16 protein-coding genes are annotated in these 14,657 nt (G+C 64.6%); 6 read left to right on the forward strand and 10 right to left on the reverse strand.

All coding sequences use genetic code 11. From position 1 onward, the window contains the following. Positions 1–8: 8 nt before the first annotated feature. Complete coding sequence (locus tag A5636_RS05600) at positions 9–803, reverse strand: alpha/beta hydrolase (RefSeq protein WP_437339805.1); 795 nt, start codon at positions 801–803, stop codon at positions 9–11. Positions 804–855: 52 nt separating this feature from the next. Here A5636_RS05600 and A5636_RS05605 point away from each other — a divergent pair, with 52 nt between their 5' ends. Continuing rightward, a complete protein-coding gene (locus tag A5636_RS05605; protein WP_155763638.1) occupies positions 856–1,638 on the forward strand; it encodes a sulfite exporter TauE/SafE family protein in 783 nt (260 codons plus the stop codon). Positions 1,639–1,650: 12 nt separating this feature from the next. Here A5636_RS05605 and A5636_RS05610 read toward each other — a convergent pair whose 3' ends face one another. After that, positions 1,651–2,757: a glutamate--cysteine ligase gene (locus tag A5636_RS05610; protein ID WP_065157711.1), complete on the reverse strand. Its 1,107-nt coding sequence runs from the start codon at positions 2,755–2,757 to the stop codon at positions 1,651–1,653. Between the two features lie 188 nt (positions 2,758–2,945). Here A5636_RS05610 and A5636_RS05615 point away from each other — a divergent pair, with 188 nt between their 5' ends. Then, entirely contained in the window at positions 2,946–3,713 is a 768-nt protein-coding gene (locus A5636_RS05615) for a TetR/AcrR family transcriptional regulator (protein WP_065157712.1), read from the forward strand. Here the strand turns inward: A5636_RS05615 and A5636_RS25290 are convergent. Further along, the gene (locus A5636_RS25290) at positions 3,608–4,042 is read right to left on the reverse strand and encodes an anti-sigma factor antagonist (protein ID WP_081287618.1); all 435 of its coding nucleotides are present in this window, start codon (positions 4,040–4,042) and stop codon (positions 3,608–3,610) included. The genes A5636_RS05615 and A5636_RS25290 overlap by 106 nt on opposite strands. Positions 4,043–4,195: 153 nt before the next feature. Between A5636_RS25290 and A5636_RS05620 the strand changes: the two genes are divergently transcribed. Beyond that, positions 4,196–4,816: a TetR/AcrR family transcriptional regulator gene (locus A5636_RS05620; protein ID WP_065157713.1), complete on the forward strand. Its 621-nt coding sequence runs from the start codon at positions 4,196–4,198 to the stop codon at positions 4,814–4,816. Between the two features lies 1 nt (position 4,817). On the opposite strand, the gene A5636_RS05625 is transcribed toward A5636_RS05620, so the two are convergent. Continuing rightward, positions 4,818–5,474 (reverse strand): DedA family protein, encoded by a 657-nt coding sequence (locus A5636_RS05625; protein WP_065157714.1) that lies wholly within the window; start codon positions 5,472–5,474, stop codon positions 4,818–4,820. 77 nt (positions 5,475–5,551) lie between these two features. Between A5636_RS05625 and A5636_RS05630 the strand changes: the two genes are divergently transcribed. Continuing rightward, on the forward strand, positions 5,552–7,210 hold the full coding sequence (locus A5636_RS05630) for an acyl-CoA synthetase (RefSeq protein WP_081287619.1): 1,659 nt from the start codon (positions 5,552–5,554) through the stop codon (positions 7,208–7,210). Here A5636_RS05630 and A5636_RS05635 read toward each other — a convergent pair. Continuing rightward, positions 7,203–9,026 (reverse strand): PPE family protein, encoded by a 1,824-nt coding sequence (locus A5636_RS05635; RefSeq protein ID WP_065157716.1) that lies wholly within the window; start codon positions 9,024–9,026, stop codon positions 7,203–7,205. The two genes, A5636_RS05630 and A5636_RS05635, sit on opposite strands and share 8 nt — an antisense overlap. 313 nt (positions 9,027–9,339) lie before the next feature. Between A5636_RS05635 and A5636_RS05640 the strand changes: the two genes are divergently transcribed. Then, a complete protein-coding gene (locus A5636_RS05640) occupies positions 9,340–10,146 on the forward strand; it encodes an IclR family transcriptional regulator (protein WP_065157717.1) in 807 nt (268 codons plus the stop codon). On the opposite strand, the gene A5636_RS05645 is transcribed toward A5636_RS05640, so the two are convergent. Genes A5636_RS05645 through A5636_RS05665 form a run of 5 tightly spaced genes read right to left on the reverse strand, consistent with a single transcriptional unit; the run spans position 10,137 to position 13,698 of the window. Further along, a complete protein-coding gene (locus A5636_RS05645) occupies positions 10,137–10,865 on the reverse strand; it encodes a class II aldolase/adducin family protein (protein ID WP_065157718.1) in 729 nt (242 codons plus the stop codon). The two genes, A5636_RS05640 and A5636_RS05645, sit on opposite strands and share 10 nt — an antisense overlap. Further along, a complete protein-coding gene (hcaB, locus tag A5636_RS05650) occupies positions 10,862–11,656 on the reverse strand; it encodes a 3-(cis-5,6-dihydroxycyclohexa-1,3-dien-1-yl)propanoate dehydrogenase (protein ID WP_065157719.1) in 795 nt (264 codons plus the stop codon). Before hcaB ends, A5636_RS05645 begins: the two co-directional genes overlap by 4 nt. Next, positions 11,640–11,891, reverse strand: a complete 252-nt coding sequence (locus A5636_RS05655) for a dihydrodiol dehydrogenase (protein WP_065157720.1) — start codon at positions 11,889–11,891, stop codon at positions 11,640–11,642. Before A5636_RS05655 ends, hcaB begins: the two co-directional genes overlap by 17 nt. Beyond that, positions 11,888–12,424 (reverse strand): 3-phenylpropionate/cinnamic acid dioxygenase subunit beta, encoded by a 537-nt coding sequence (locus A5636_RS05660; protein WP_065157721.1) that lies wholly within the window; start codon positions 12,422–12,424, stop codon positions 11,888–11,890. The genes A5636_RS05655 and A5636_RS05660 overlap by 4 nt, the downstream gene beginning before the upstream one ends. Continuing rightward, the gene (locus A5636_RS05665; protein ID WP_065157748.1) at positions 12,421–13,698 is read right to left on the reverse strand and encodes a Rieske 2Fe-2S domain-containing protein; all 1,278 of its coding nucleotides are present in this window, start codon (positions 13,696–13,698) and stop codon (positions 12,421–12,423) included. Before A5636_RS05665 ends, A5636_RS05660 begins: the two co-directional genes overlap by 4 nt. Before the next feature lie 194 nt (positions 13,699–13,892). Here A5636_RS05665 and pcaH point away from each other — a divergent pair, with 194 nt between their 5' ends. Then, positions 13,893–14,657: a protocatechuate 3,4-dioxygenase subunit beta gene (pcaH, locus tag A5636_RS05670; protein WP_065157722.1), complete on the forward strand. Its 765-nt coding sequence runs from the start codon at positions 13,893–13,895 to the stop codon at positions 14,655–14,657.

Genomic DNA, 14,657 nt, shown 5'->3' on the forward strand with positions numbered 1-14,657 from the left:
CGGCTGGGTCAAAGTCCCTGATCGCCCAGCCAGTGATGGATCCGCTCGGCCACCTGAGCCCAGCCGGGTTCGAGCATGAGCATGTGCCCCATGCCCGGGAAAATCTCGGCCTGCGTCCGGTAGGCGCGTGCGGTAGCGCGCACCTCCGCGTTGCTGATCAGTCCGTCGTGTTCGCCGCCGAGCACCAACATCGGCGTCCTCACGCGGCGCGGCCGCGGCAACCGGAATGCCTGGTCGAAGAAGACGGCGCGCAGGCTGTCCGGTTCGACCCGCACCGCACCCTCCTCGACGATGGGCTCCGGAGTTGTCGGGCTGAACAGGAACTGCCGTGCCAGTCGCGGTGTGTTGAATATGCCGTGTGCTTGTCCAATGCCGTTGGCCCGCACTGAAATCCATGGTTCCTTGCGCCACACCCGCAGCGCGGAGGGCAGGATGCCCCGGGTCGGCGTGGAGGCTAGCAGCACCGCTGCCGGCGCGTCCCGGTGTTCGAGGTACTTCTGCGTGATGAAGCCGCCGGTGGAATGGCCGATGAGTACCGGCCGTCCGCCCAATTGGTCGGCCGCCCAACGCACGTCGTGAAGATAGTCCGCGATCGAGCACTTGCTCACCGGCGTAGGCGAACTGCTGGCGCCGTGGCCACGCCAGCTCACGGCCATTGCGCGGAACCCTCTCTCGGCGAAGTAATCGAGGAAGTGTTCGTCCCAGCACCACGCCGAGAGGCACCCGCCGTGCACGAACAGCAGCGGTGCGGGATGCGTCCGATCGGCGGTGCCTTTTTCGATCAGCTCAAGCACAGCCATCATGGTGCCAGCTTCCCCACAGCCGGGAGTGGGCAACGGCGACTAGGGTGCAGCAGTGCCTATTTCCCAGATGTTGTTGATTGGACTGGCTGGTCTGGGCGCCGGTGCGGTCAACGCGCTCGTCGGATCCGGCACCCTGATCACCTTTCCGACGTTGGTGACGCTCGGCTACCCACCGGTCACGGCCACGATGTCCAACGCGGTCGGCCTGGTGGCCGGAGGCGTGTCCAGCACCTGGGGCTATCGCAGGGAATTGCGCGGGCAGTGGAATCGGTTGCGATGGCAGGTTCCGGCATCGCTGGCCGGCGCCGCGCTTGGCGCCTATCTGCTGCTGCACCTGCCCGAGAAGGTGTTCATCAAGATCGTGCCGGTGCTGTTGGTCCTGGCCCTCATCCTGGTGCTGATCGGGCCGTGGACGCAGTCGTGGGCGCGTCGACGCGCTGAGGAACAAGGGCGGTCGGCCGAACACGTCACGCCGACGCGGATGACGGCGCTGGTCCTGGGTACCTTCGCCGTCGGCGTCTACGGCGGATACTTCACCGCCGCCCAAGGCATCCTGCTGGTCGGCTTGATGGGTGCTCTACTGCCCGAATCGGTGCAGCGCATGAACGCGGCCAAGAATCTACTCACCTTGTTGGTGAATCTCGTTGCTGCCGTTGGTTATACGTTGGCCGCTTGGGAGCGCATCAGCTGGTCGGTGGCCGGAGCGATCGCGGTTGGCTCATTGATCGGGGGAGTGTTGGGGGCGCGGTATGGACGTCGGCTGTCGCCGAATGCGTTGCGCGCGACCATCGTAGTGGTCGGTCTGATCGGGTTGTACCGGCTGCTCGCCGCGTGAGGGTGTCGAACTTCAGCTGAGCGTCGCCTCGGCTGCCGCCTCGATCACGTCCATTGCGTCGCCGCGTTTCCGGAACGCCCGCAGCTGCCGCATCGCGCCATTGCCCAGCGTGGTGACGCGGTCGAGTTCATCGACGACGTGGTGATATTCGCCCAACGCATCCAGCGCTGGGCGCACGCGCTGCACAAGGGAACTCAGCTGTTCGCGGGCGGGCACCGCACCGCGACCGTGGACCAGATCAAGCGTGTCTCCGGCCAAGCCGTCATGCGCGGCTTTCCAATAGGCGGCACGCAATGCCGCCGGGGGTAGCCGGTCCGCCCCGTCGGGACCCTCGTCGACCGCGGTCATAACAGCGGCCCGGATCAGGGTGGCCAGCAGCACGGTGTCCGCGACCGTGGCCGGCACGTCGGCCACCCGGACCTCGACCGTCGGGAACTCGGCGGAAGGACGTACGTCCCAATAAACCATCCCGTTATCCAGGATCACGCCGGTGTCGATCAGCATTTGCACCGTGCTGTCGTACTCGTCGAGTGAGGTGAAATACGGCGGTGCGCCCGCCACCGGCCAACGCCGCCACAGCACGCTGCGCCAGCTGGCGTAACCCGAGTCGGAATTGCGGTACACCGCGGAATTCGCCGACAGCGCAAGCAAGCTCGGCAACCACGGACGCAGCCAGTTGCTCGCCTGGATGGCAGCGGCGCGGTCGGGCACCTGCACGTGCACATGACACCCGCAGATGCCCTGTTCGTGCGCCACCATCCCGAACTGTTCGCCGATCTTGCGGTAACGCGGGGTGTCGGTGACCGGAAACTCTATGGGCGTCACGGGTGGCAGTCCCAACGCCAGCAGCCGCACACCGACCGCCTCGGCGGCCCGGGCCGCGGTGCGCCGCAGCGCACTGAGTTCCGTGCTGAGTTGGCGGGAGGAGGACACCACGCCCGAGGTAGTTTCCACCTGGCAACTGCTCAGTTCCACCTGCAGGTTGCCGCCCCGCCGTTCGGCCTCGGCAGCGACTTCGCTGTTGCGGGGCGCCGGCTCCCCGGAGTCCGGGTAGACGAGCAGGAATTCCTCTTCCACGCCGACAGTCGGAAGGCCGCTCTCCGAGCACACCGTGCTCATGTTGGCAACGCTACCCCGCTTCGCCACCGCGCAATGCCACCGCGAACCTGCGTTGAAACTCAAGCCTGACCTGCGGAACCGATACCAAGCGAACCTTTTGCTGGCTCTATGTCAGCCATTTCCCTGTGGGAAAGCGTTCAGTTCGGGACAATGGTCTCGATGCACGACTGATGAAGGAGTGATCAGCAGTGTCGAGTGTTGGGTTGCAAGAGCACGACTACGTTCTCGATTCCATCGAGGGCCTGGTTGCCCAGGAGGGCATCGAGGCGGTGACGATCCGCGCGCTCACCAAGGTCACCGGGGTGTCCAACGGCGCCATCTATCGCACCTTCGAGTCGCGCGGAGGCTTGCTGGGCCGCGTCTGGATCCGCGCGGAGCGCCGTTTCCTGGACCAGCTCACGAGTTTGATCGATGAGGCGAAGGCGCGCGCGGGGAGCGAACCCCTGGATGCGGTGTACGCCGCAGCCGAGACGTCACTGCTGTATCCGGAGATGTATCCGGAATCGTCGGCCTGCCTGATGACGGTGCGCCGCCACGACGTGGTGAACCAACCGATGCCGCGCGAGATCTCCGACCAGCTGCGGGAACTCGATCGCGAACTCTCCGCAGTGATGGCCCAGTTGGCCGAAGGCCTCTGGAGCCGCAGCGACGCAGGTGCTGTCAACCTGATTGCGACATGCATTGTGGACCTGCCGAAGTGGATCGCCCTACGTGGGCAGGGCTACAGCCCGTCCACCTTGCGCAACTACCTGCGGGCCGCCGTGCGTTCCGTACTGGAAGTGGGGCCCCCGCCGCTGGGAGTGGTAACCCACCAGACGACCGCGAACGGTGCGTTGGAAAGTCGGTGGGCTCACCTGGTGGGCATCACGGCCAGCGCGTGGTCCACGGTCGGGTATATCGGCAGCAGCACCCTCAACCCGCAGGCTTCCACTATCCGGCCGACGATCGGCGTCTGAGTCACCAGTCGCAGTTCGACGCCGCGTTCTCGGCACTCCTGGGCCGTCTCGGCCAACGCGGTGAACGCGCAGCAACCCATGAAGTCGACGTCGGACACATCTATGACCAGCGAGCCCCGCAGGGTGGCCATGGCGGCGGCCTCGGTCACCAGTCGGCGCCAGGTGTGCTCGTTGCAGCCGTCGATCTCGCCGCCGGCGTGAATGATCACGGCATCGCCGCTGCGGTCGGTTATGGCACGCAAGGTGCTGCGCGGGTCCCCGAGTTCGTAGACCAGTCGCGGGCTAAGGGTGACATGTGGGGAAAAAGATTCCGAGATGAGCAGGCTCATTGTGCACTCCTAATCGACAGGCGCTAAGCGCCGCGATGGATGCCCATCCTTCTGATCTGAAGACAGACAGACTCGCCTTGTTAAGTCTCAGTTCTATAACAAGACAGGGCGGTCTGTCTACACGCCGACGGTCAGAGTATGGTGAATCGCGCTATGTCATCGCCCGATAGCGCGGGGCCGCACCTGCCGGCCCGGGAACGGTTACTGAAGGCCGCGTACGAGCTGTTCAGCCGCCGCGGCATACGCGCGGTGGGCACCGACGAAGTGATCGAGCGCGCCGGGGTGGCCAGGGCCACCCTCTACCGTCACTTTGCGACCAAGAACGACTTGGTCCTGGCCGTGCTGGACCGTCGCGAGCAGCTCTGGACGCACGGCATGATCGAGGAGCAGTCCGCCGCCCGCGGCGGGACTCCCGAAGAAAAGCTGCTGGCGATTTTCGACGTCATGCACGAGTGGTTCCAGAACCGCGACGGTTACGAGGGCTGCTCGTTCATCAACGTGCTGTTGGAGCTCGGTGCCGACCACCCCGTCGGCCAGGCCAGCATCGCGCACATCGACACCGTCCGGCAAATCGTGCGGGCGCGCGCGGTGGCTGCGGGCCTGCTCGACGTTGAGGCTTTCGCGACGTCCTGGCACATCCTGATGAAGGGCGCCATCATCATGGCGGCGGTCGGCGAGCAGGACGCGGCGTTGCGGGCGCAGTCGATGGGTCGCCGCCTCATCGAGCAGCACCGTCCCGAGGACAGTCACCAACTGGGCGAGGCGGTCGGATAGGTCAGGCCGCAGCGGTGTCGGACTTGTGCGCGTGCTCTGCCTCGAGTTCGGCGATGGCGCGGGAGGTCCGTTCGCGCAGCAGTATCGCGGCAGTGATACCGCAAATGATCGCGATGACCAGCGCCACCCAGGAGAACCGCGACAACCAGCGTTCGGCGGCGACGCCGGCGAAGTAGACCAGCGCGGTGGTGCCGCCGGCCCAGCAGATGCCGCCGCATACGTTGGCCACCAGGAACCGCGGGTAGGGCATCTTGAGTGCGCCGGCCAGCGGGCCGGCGAAGATACGTAGCAGCGCGATGAAGCGTCCGAAAAACACCGCCCGGACACCCCAGCGGTTGAAGGTTCGTTCGGCGAGCGCGACGTGCCCAGGGCCGAAGTGCTTGGGAAACCGGCGCCCGAGGCGGTCGAACAAAGGCATCCCGAACTTCCGCCCGATCGAATAGCCGATTGAGTCACCCACCACGGCACCGATGACCGCGGCCGCACCCACGCCCACCGGATTGACCGCCAGCTCGTGATGCGAGGACATCAACGCCGCGCTGACCAACACGATCTCTCCGGGCAGCGGGATGCCGAGGCTTTCGAGGCCTACGACGCCGCCGACCAGCAGATAAACGGCAAGCGGCGGGATCGTCTGCAGCAGGGCCTCCACATCCATGGGTAAAGGATGCCTGACGCATCCTGGATATGCGCCCGATCGGGCTCGATACTGTCGAGCAGACGACAGGAGCGTTAGTGGAATTCAATCTCGCCCAGGTTTTCTCAGCGGTGGCTGCCGCGAATCCCCACCGGGACGCCGTCGTCTTCGGTGACCGGCGGCTCACCTTCGCCGAGACCGACGAGCGCGCCCGCCGCTTCGCCCGGGCACTGCACCAGTGGGGGTACGGGGCCCAGCGGGAAAGGGCCGCGCTGGCACCGCACGAGTCCGGTCAGAGTCACCTCGGGCTGTACCTGGCCAACTGCAACGAATTCCTCGAGGCGATGATCGGCGCGTACAAAGCCCGGGTCGCCCCGTTCAACGTCAACTACCGCTACGTCGCCGACGAACTGGTGTACCTGATCGACAACGCTGACGCGGATGCCATCGTCTACCAGGCGCGATTCGCGCCGACGCTGGCCGAGGCGCTGGCCAGAGTGCCCCGCGAAATCCGGTTGATCCATGTCGACGACGAATCGGGAAACGAGCCACTGCCCGGGGCGGTGCGCTACGACGAATTGCTCGAATCGACCTCTGATGAACCACTGGATGAACCACTGGCTGGACCACTGGACGTGCCGTCGCCGGACGACCTTTACATGCTCTACACCGGTGGCACCACCGGCATGCCCAAGGCAGTGCTCTGGCGTCAGCACGACATCTACATGAACGCGATGGGCGGCCGACCACCCTTCGGCGGTGACGTGGTGACCAGCCTGGACGACATCGTCGAGCGGTCACGGCCCGAAGGACCGGGATCGATGACTGCGGCGCCCCTGATGCACGGCGCGGCGCAATGGGCGGCATTCATCAACCTGTGCAGTGGGCGGCCTTTCGTGATGGCGCCGACCACCACCCACTTCGATCCCGCCGAAACCTGGGCCCTGGCCAGCCGGGAACGCGTGATCTCCCTATCGTTCGTCGGGGATGCGTTCGGACGGCCGCTGGTCGACGAACTCGAGTCCGGCGACTACGACCTGTCCGGGTTGTTCATCATCGTGACCGGCGGTGCCGCGCTCAGCGCGCCGCTCAAGCAGCGGTTCGTCGAACTGCTGCCGCATGTGACGATCCTGGACGCGGGTGGTTCGTCGGAATCCGGAAATCAAATGGGCCAGGTCTCCAGCCGGCTGCAGAGCGCATCAGGCCGGTTCGCCCCGAACCCGGGCGCCGTGGTGGTCAGCGAGGACATGACCAGGATCCTGTCGCCGGGCGAGGACGAGGTCGGCTGGCTGGCCCAGCAGGGGCACATCCCGTTGGGCTACCTCGGTGACGCCGCCAAGACCGCGCGAACGTTCCCGGTCATCGGCGGGATCCGGCACTCCGTGCCCGGTGATCGGGCGCGCTGGCATGTCGATGGTCAGATCGAACTGCTGGGCCGGGACTCGGTGACCATCAACTCCGGCGGCGAGAAGATCTTCGCCGAGGAGGTCGAAGCCGCGATCCACGAACACCCCGCCGTATACGACGTAGTCGTGACCGGCCGGCCCAGTGAGCGGTGGGGAAATGAAGTTGTCGCACTGGTCCAGCTGGTGCCGGGTGCGGAGGCCGACGGCGCCGACATCATCGCCGAGGCGGCCCGTCACATCGCGCGCTACAAACTGCCCAAAGATGTGATCTTCTGTCCCAGAGTGCAACGGTCGCCGTCGGGCAAAGCGGACTATCGATGGGCGAAAGCCCGAGCCACGCAGGCTAATTGAAGAAACCGGACTGATCGTCACCGGTGTTGAATCCTCCGGAGCTACCGCTGCCAGTGTTATTCATGCCCGAGCTGTAGATGCCGGAGTTGGAGAACCCCGACGTGTGATCGCCCGAATTGAAGAAGCCCGCGTTAGCGAAACCGGTGTTGTAGAACCCGACGTTGCCGGGATAGCCCTCGTTGTGCACACCCGATGTCATGCCGAAGAAGTCCGACGTCACGTTGTCGAAACCGGACATGTTGCTGCCGGTGTTGTTGAAGCCGGACACATACGTGCCGACGTTGTTGTATCCCGAGTTGACTACGCCGAGTGGGGAGTCCGAGCTGCCAAAGCCGGTGTTGAAGTTGCCCGAGTTGAACAGGCCGGTGTTGACACTGCCCGAGTTGAACATCCCAGTATTGAAGTAGCCCGAGTTGAAGAAACCGGTGTTGGTTCCGTACCCGGCGTCGTAGGGGTAGAGATCAGCGAAGTAGCCGGAATTTCCTATACCGGTGTTTCCGGAACTCGCGTTACCGAAGCCCACATTGTTGAAAAATGCGTTCCCGGCACCCACGTTGCCGATACCGGCGTTGTCGTTACCGGTGTTGTAGTCCCCTCCGTTGCCGAAGCCCGTATTCACCGAGCCCGCGTTCCAGAATCCCGTGTTGGTGCTGCCGGCGTTCCCGAAGCCGACGTTGTGGTTTCCGGAGTTGAAGAAACCGACATTGTTGTCGCCCGAGTTGAAGAAACCAATGTTGTTGTTGCCGGTGTTTCCGAAGCCAAAGTTTCCGATGCCGGCGTTCAATGCTCCGATTCCCACCTGGTTGTCCCCAGTCAGGCCGAATCCCACATTGTTGCTGCCGTGGTTGCCAAAACCCAAGTTGTAGCTGCCGTTGTTGCCGAAGCCAAGGTTGTTGGAACCGATGTTTCCGCTGCCTAGGTTGAACGAACCGATATTGCCGCTGCCGAAGTTGGTGCTGCCGAAATTCCCGCCGCCGCGGTTGCCGTCCCCGAGGTTTCCGCTCGCGAGGTTGCCATTACCTTGGTTTCCGCCACCGAGATTGAGGTTGCCAACATTGCCGTTGCCGAAATTCGTGTAGCCGGCGTTCCCGCTGCCGAAGTTGGCGTTGCCCCAGTTTCCGCTGCCGAGGTTGGCGTTGCCCAAATTCCCGCTGCCCAGGTTCGCATTGCCTTGGTTACCGCTGCCCAGGTTGGCCTCGCCGAGATTTCCACTGCCGAAATTTTTGTTCCCGGTGTTCCCGATGCCTAGGTTCCAAGCGCCGTTGTTGGCGATGCTGGTGTTCAAGGTGCCGAGGCCCCCGAGCGCCTCCTGCCAAGACGCCAGCTGCGAAGCCGCCGTCGATGCGCCACCGTGGTAGGCGACCAGTGCGGCCACATCGGCCGCCCAGAACTCTTCGTAAATGCTCTCTGCGGCAGCTATTGCGGGCGCGTTCTGCCCGAATAGGTTGGAGGTCACCAGACGCACGAATGCGTTGCGATTGGCGGCGACCGCCAGCGGGTGGACCGTGGCAGCGCGCGCCGCCTCGAATGCGCTCGCCACCGCCCGGGTCTGGCCGGCTGCCCCGGCTGCCCGCGCCGACGCTGTGCTCAACCACGCCGAATACGGCTGAGCGGCAGACGCCATGGCTCGCGCCGCGGCACCCTGCCAAGCCTGTTGAGCGAGCCCGGAGGTGATAGACGAGAAGGACTCGGCGGCCGCCCCCAATTCGTCGGCCAAGCTCGACCACGCCGCAGCGGCTTCCAGCATTGGAGCCGAACCCGCCCCTATGAACATCCGCACCGAGTTAATCTCTGGAGGCAAAGCGAAGAAGCTCATGGCGCGGTCCTTTCACGGTCACCACCCGCCTGGATACTCAAGCGAATGGCGCGCCGCGTTGCCTACCAGCCACGCTTCCCCGACCACTGAGCAACGCGACGCGTAGGAAACCGTATAACCGTTTGCACTGTCGCATGGCGTTTTCAGCCAGAACGTTCGAGGCCTGTAACGATTGCCGCCGGCCCGCATGGGGTGGAGCGATCGTTCCGGTGGCGTAACCTGGAAGTCCTTGCTGTCTTGGAAGTTTCGGATGTATCAGGCCGGAGGTGCAGCAGGCGTTATCTTTCAGACGGGGTCGGCGTACCGTACTGGCATGCCGTTGAAAGACACACGGGTCGCTCAGGATACGGCCGCGCGCACCGATTCGCTGGCACCGCAGTACCCGATCGAGTCGGTTGACAACGCGCTGAAATTGTTGCTGCTGTTGGCCGAACAACCCCAGATCCGGTTGAGCGAGGCGACCCGGTATCTCGGGGTGGCGTCGTCCACCGCACACCGACTGCTGGCCATGCTCGCCTACCGGGGTTTCGTCCGTCAGGACCCGGCTTCCAAGGCATACCTGCCCGGTCCGGCTCTCACCAGTGTGGCGTTTGCGGTCTTCGGGCGCATCGACATTCAGGGCGCGGCACTGCCGGTCATGCGTCGGGTTAGTGAAAACCTCGGCGAGACAATCCATGTCGGCACGCTGGAGGGGGCAGGGGTAAGGTTCATCGCTGCGGTCGAGGGGCCAGCGGCGGTGCGGGTGGCTTCCCGGTTGGGACGCACCATGCCGGCGCATTGCACCTCGACCGGCAAGGCACTGCTTGCTCAGTTACCGGAAGCTGAACTGCGCCAACTTCTTCCGCGCGAGCAGCTGGACGCGATCACTGACCGCTCGGTCGTCAGTCGCGCCAAACTCGAGTCTGAGTTGGTCCGCATCCGCGATCGCGGCTACGCCACCAACCGCGAAGAAAGCGAAGCGGGTGTCGCATCGGTCGCGGTACCGATACCCACTCGCGTGCCCGGGATGCGTCTCGCACTCAACGCGGCGGCACCGCAGAACCGGATGCCGACGTCAAAGTATTCTGCGGTGGCGGCCGCACTTATGGAGGCGGCCAAGGAGATTGGCGATCAACTTTGACCTTCGTTCAGCCGGGCGACTTCATGGCGCCAGGCCGATTGGACGTTGAACGCCGATCCCAGATCCGGTAGGTCGTTCCAGTCGGCGTCGTCGATCTCCGCAGGCGTAGCCCCGGTCCAATGCACTCGTAATGACATGCGCGCCAACTCGTTCAGACTGATCGCCTGCAATACCGCTTGCTGGACAGTGCCGGCGGCACTGGTGATGCCGTGCCCGCGGCAGATCACCACTGGTGCGCTACCCATCGCCGCCACCATATCCTTGGCCAGCTCGGGGGTTCGGATCAGCACCGCACGCTGATACACCGGCACACCAGCGCGTGCCAGCCAGGCGCCGGGGATGTCATAGGCCCCATAGATCGGCCGGATGGTGATGCCGGCCAGGTCCGCGGCGACGACGTCCGGTGGATGCAAATGCGCGACAGCCTGACGTTGTTGGGGGGCAGCCCGCATCGTCTCGAGGTGGATCGGCAGTTCGTTGGGCAGCCGGTAGCCGTCGAGTTCGCCTGACGCGCCCGGGGAACCGTGGAAATCGATCAGCCGGATGTCTTCTGGCCGGGTGAATGCCACCCCGGTATCGCTGTCGCTGCGGCAGCGGATGAGCAGCCGATCGTCGTCGACGCGCAGGCTCAGATGGCCCAGGATGCCGTCGACCAGACCGCGTGCGGCAGCCACCCGGCAGGCCTGGGCCACCAATGCGCGTTCGGGTTGGAGGTTCATTTTCCGGTATTCAGGCGGAATCCGCCGTCGGGGTGAATGGTCTCACCGGTGATGCCACGCGAACGGTCCGAAGCCAGGAATACATAGCTCCACGCGTGGTCGGCACCGGAGAGGGCGACGTTGAGCGGGCTGCGGGCGGCCAGATCGGTGGCCCGGTCCGGCGCGTCGCCGAGGCGCACCTCGGCCAGCCCCAGGCTCGCCAACCCCCGTAGATCGGTGTTCAGCGTGCCGCCCGGGGCTACCCCATTGACCCGGATCTGTGGGGCCAGGTCGTAGGCCAGCGCTGTGACCAGGCCGCGTACCGCGAATTTCGAGGGCACGTACAACACTCCGCCGCGTCCGGGATAGTAGGCCGACGTGGACTCCGTCAGCACGATCGAGGGCCCATCGGCGGCGCGCAGCGCGGGGATCGCCGCCTTCACCGACTGCAGGTGGCTGAGTACGTTGGTGCGAAACATCTCGTCGAACGCCGCAGACAAGTCGTCGGCGCCGATGTCGTCCATCCCCTGGTAAAAGTCGAATACCCCTACGCAGTTGACCAGCGTGTCCAGGCCGCCGAGCCGGTCCACCGCCACGGCTACCGCATCCTCGTTCGCCGCACGCGTGGTGGCGTCACCGGTCACCACGGGAACGTCGGGAAGCTCGTCGCGGAGCCGCCGGCACTTGTCCGGATCACGTTCCAGCACGGCCACTTTCGCATTCTCGTCACGAAAGGCGTCGACAACCGCGCGGCCGATTCCCGATCCGGCGCCCACCACCAGGGCGCGCTTGCCGTCAAGCCAGCCGGTCATCGCCGGCTTCCGGCTCGTCGGGCAGCAGCGGACCATGGGAGTTGCCGACCATGGCAGCCAGCGTACGGGCGTTCTGCCGGGTAAGTGCCTCGACTTCCAAAGCATCCAAAGTGATCCACTGCCCCGTCCTGGGAGCGGTGATCAGCAGACGCGACCCGTTGCCGGTATCCACCCGCTGCAGCGTGACCTCGGTGAATTCGTTTGCGACGGTGACGGGCTCACCGACGGGGTTCACAGGAACACCGCCAGGTTCTGCATCCGCAATACCGACTCGTCGACAAAGATGCTGCGGCGAGCCAACTTCCAGGAGTCGGTGCCGCCGTCCCACCGCAACACGTCTTCACGACCGCACGACAACAGCGCACTCTCGTTGACGTCACCGCGGCTACGGAACAGTAGTTCAGCCGACTCGACGATCAAGTGGCCCGGCTCGTCACTTTCGAAAGTCCGCACGTTGGTGATGAAATGCCGCAGTCGCGACGGCGGATCCTCTGCCCAGACATGCTCGGTGCCCATCCTGGCCACCCGCTGGCTCAGCGAGTATTTGTCCTCGTCGAAATGATCCATGCCCGGCTTGGGAAACAGTGACCGGTCGACGTTCGCGCCGCGGGCAGTCGTCACGCGCACCGGCATCACGTAACGAATGTCGTCGGTCATGGTGTCCAGCCACGCCTCATACTGCTGCGCATCCAGCAGGTAGGCCTCGTCCACCAGGAATTGATGGGCCTGCAGATGACGAATGTCGTTGAAGGGGAGCGACTTTCTCATACCAGGTGCTCCGCCCACAACTTGAGCAACTCGCGCTGGTTGTACTCGTTATAACCGACCTGGGCGCGCCCCGGACCGTGGAAGGACTCCGCAGGCAGCGCCTCGATCACCGGACGGTCATCGGCGAGCAGTCCCATGCGGCTGTTCAAAAGCAGGCGCCGCGCCATCGAACCGCCCGCAGTGGTGGTGAGCGATACCCAGTTCTCCACGTCGTCCTGTTCGAACATGCCGGTGGACCCGAAGCACATCAGATACGCCTTGTAGGAGTCCCTCTTGAACTGTTCGGGTGCGGCGGAATCGACGGCGAACCACGAACACACCTCGGTTTCGTTCTCGCTGATCGGCTGCCACTGCCGGATCGAGATGAACGGCAACACCTGATCGCCGCCGGGCAGTTTCGGCCAGTTGTGCACAAAACTCAGGTTGGGAAAGCAGGTGGCAGCGGAAAACATGAAGCCGTCCTCGCCCACCACCTGCTGTTGGCGGGGCGTCCACACGCCTTTGATGCGACCGACCATTTCGTCGGGGTAGCCCACGTAGCGCATGCGCTCGTCGAAGTCGCCCGGGGGCAACTTGTAGGTGGTCCCGCCGCCGCGGTGTGCCCAATACGTGGCACCGTCCTTGCGCTTCTGCGCCTTCGGTTCCCGGAACAAGCCGATGTCGACGATCGAGGCGTGCGTGTGCGGGGTGTGGTACATGTCGCCGGAGAAGTTCTCGGCGCCGATCTTCCAGTTCGCTTTGATCCGCCACCGTTGCGGTCCCCGCACCTGCAGACCCTGCTCGCTTTGCTTGGTGTAGTAGTCCAGATAGAACGCGAAATCACCGAGAAATTCCAATAAAGGCGGCGCCTGCGGGTCGAGGTTGATGAAGATGAGGCCGTTGTAGATCGCCAAATTCGGTGCGGGCAGCAAACTTTGGCCTTTCGCAAAGCCTGCGTCGCCGCCGTAAGCTTCGCGGTGAAACGGCAAACCGGTCAGCCGACCGTCGTTGCGGTAGGTCCAGCCGTGGTAGGGGCAGCGGAAGTTCGAGGCGTTGCCCATCTCCGCACGGCACACCTGCATGCCGCGGTGCAGGCACATATTGAACAAGGCCCGCACGGCGCCATCCGAATCGCGGGTGATGATGAACGAGTCGTCGAGCACCCGGCGCACGACATAGTCGCCGTCCTGGGAAATCTCCGATTCGTGCGCCACGAACATCCACGCCCTGTTGAACAGGCGTTCCTTCTCCAGGGAAAACAGCTCACCGTCGTTGTAGATATGTGCCGGGATCATGCCGCGGCGCACGTCGTCGAAAATCTGACTGGTCAATGGGGGCCTCGCAATCTATCTGCTCTACAGAGAATATCTCTATTGAGCAGAGAAACCAGTCTTTGCCTTGGCCCGGCACCCAGTGCCGTGAGAGCGGCCTGAATGCCTGGGCCGCGTTATGCCGCCGGTTCGGGGTGGCGCGAGTAGCCTCGCAATTTGTGGAGGCCGCACCGCAGCGCATCGCGACGCAGCGCGAGATCACGGCCGAGATCGACGCGATCGCCGCGCACTACGAACCCGGCGGCGACCGGGAAGTCCACCCGCGGCTGGATTACCCCCCGTATCGCAGCAGTGCACTGCGCCACCCCAAGAACCTGTATCTCACCGTCGACCCGGACGAGATCGAACGCTGCGCGCCATGCTTCGGTCCCCAGGACGTCGACCCGATGGACGCTGACCTGACGGCTGGCCATCCCGGCGAGCCGATCGGGGAGCGCATCATCGTGACCGGTCGGGTCATCGACCAATCGGGCCGGCCGGTGGTGGGCCAACTGGTGGAGATCTGGCAGGCCAATGCCAGCGGCCGCTATCGCCATGACGGTGACCAGCACCCCGCCCCACTCGATCCGAACTTTTACGGCGCCGGTCGGTGTCTGACCGGACCCGACGGGTCGTACCGCTTCACGACCATCAAGCCCGGCCCATACCCGTGGCGCAACCACCGCAACGCCTGGCGACCCGCGCACATCCACTTCTCGCTGTTCGGAACTGCGTTCACCCAGCGCCTGGTGACCCAGATGTATTTTCCCGGCGATCCGTTGTTCGGTTTGGACCCGATCTTCAACTCGATCGTCGATCCCGTTGCGCGCCAACTACTCGTCGCCGAGTATGACCATGCGATCACCGAGCCGGAGTATGCGACCGGGTACCGGTGGGACATCGTGTTGCCCGGCCCCAACGGAACTGAGCTGGACGGACCCTGA

This window comes from Mycobacterium asiaticum (genome assembly GCF_001673315.1).
In the GTDB taxonomy this organism is placed as follows: Bacteria; Actinomycetota; Actinomycetes; order Mycobacteriales; family Mycobacteriaceae; genus Mycobacterium; species Mycobacterium asiaticum_B.

What these genes read in the sequence shown, in the direction of transcription:
- A5636_RS05600 (WP_437339805.1), bottom strand. Translation starts at nt 803, where the DNA reads ATGATGGCTGTGCTTGAGCTGATCGAAAAAGGCACCGCCGATCGGACG.
- A5636_RS05610 (WP_065157711.1), bottom strand. Translation starts at nt 2,757, where the DNA reads ATGAGCACGGTGTGCTCGGAGAGCGGCCTTCCGACTGTCGGCGTGGAA.
- A5636_RS25290 (WP_081287618.1), bottom strand. Translation starts at nt 4,042, where the DNA reads ATGAGCCTGCTCATCTCGGAATCTTTTTCCCCACATGTCACCCTTAGC.
- A5636_RS05620 (WP_065157713.1), top strand. Translation starts at nt 4,196, where the DNA reads ATGTCATCGCCCGATAGCGCGGGGCCGCACCTGCCGGCCCGGGAACGG.
- A5636_RS05625 (WP_065157714.1), bottom strand. Translation starts at nt 5,474, where the DNA reads ATGGATGTGGAGGCCCTGCTGCAGACGATCCCGCCGCTTGCCGTTTAT.
- A5636_RS05635 (WP_065157716.1), bottom strand. Translation starts at nt 9,026, where the DNA reads ATGAGCTTCTTCGCTTTGCCTCCAGAGATTAACTCGGTGCGGATGTTC.
- A5636_RS05640 (WP_065157717.1), top strand. Translation starts at nt 9,340, where the DNA reads ATGCCGTTGAAAGACACACGGGTCGCTCAGGATACGGCCGCGCGCACC.
- A5636_RS05645 (WP_065157718.1), bottom strand. Translation starts at nt 10,865, where the DNA reads ATGAACCTCCAACCCGAACGCGCATTGGTGGCCCAGGCCTGCCGGGTG.
- hcaB (WP_065157719.1), bottom strand. Translation starts at nt 11,656, where the DNA reads ATGACCGGCTGGCTTGACGGCAAGCGCGCCCTGGTGGTGGGCGCCGGA.
- A5636_RS05660 (WP_065157721.1), bottom strand. Translation starts at nt 12,424, where the DNA reads ATGAGAAAGTCGCTCCCCTTCAACGACATTCGTCATCTGCAGGCCCAT.
- A5636_RS05665 (WP_065157748.1), bottom strand. Translation starts at nt 13,698, where the DNA reads ATGATCCCGGCACATATCTACAACGACGGTGAGCTGTTTTCCCTGGAG.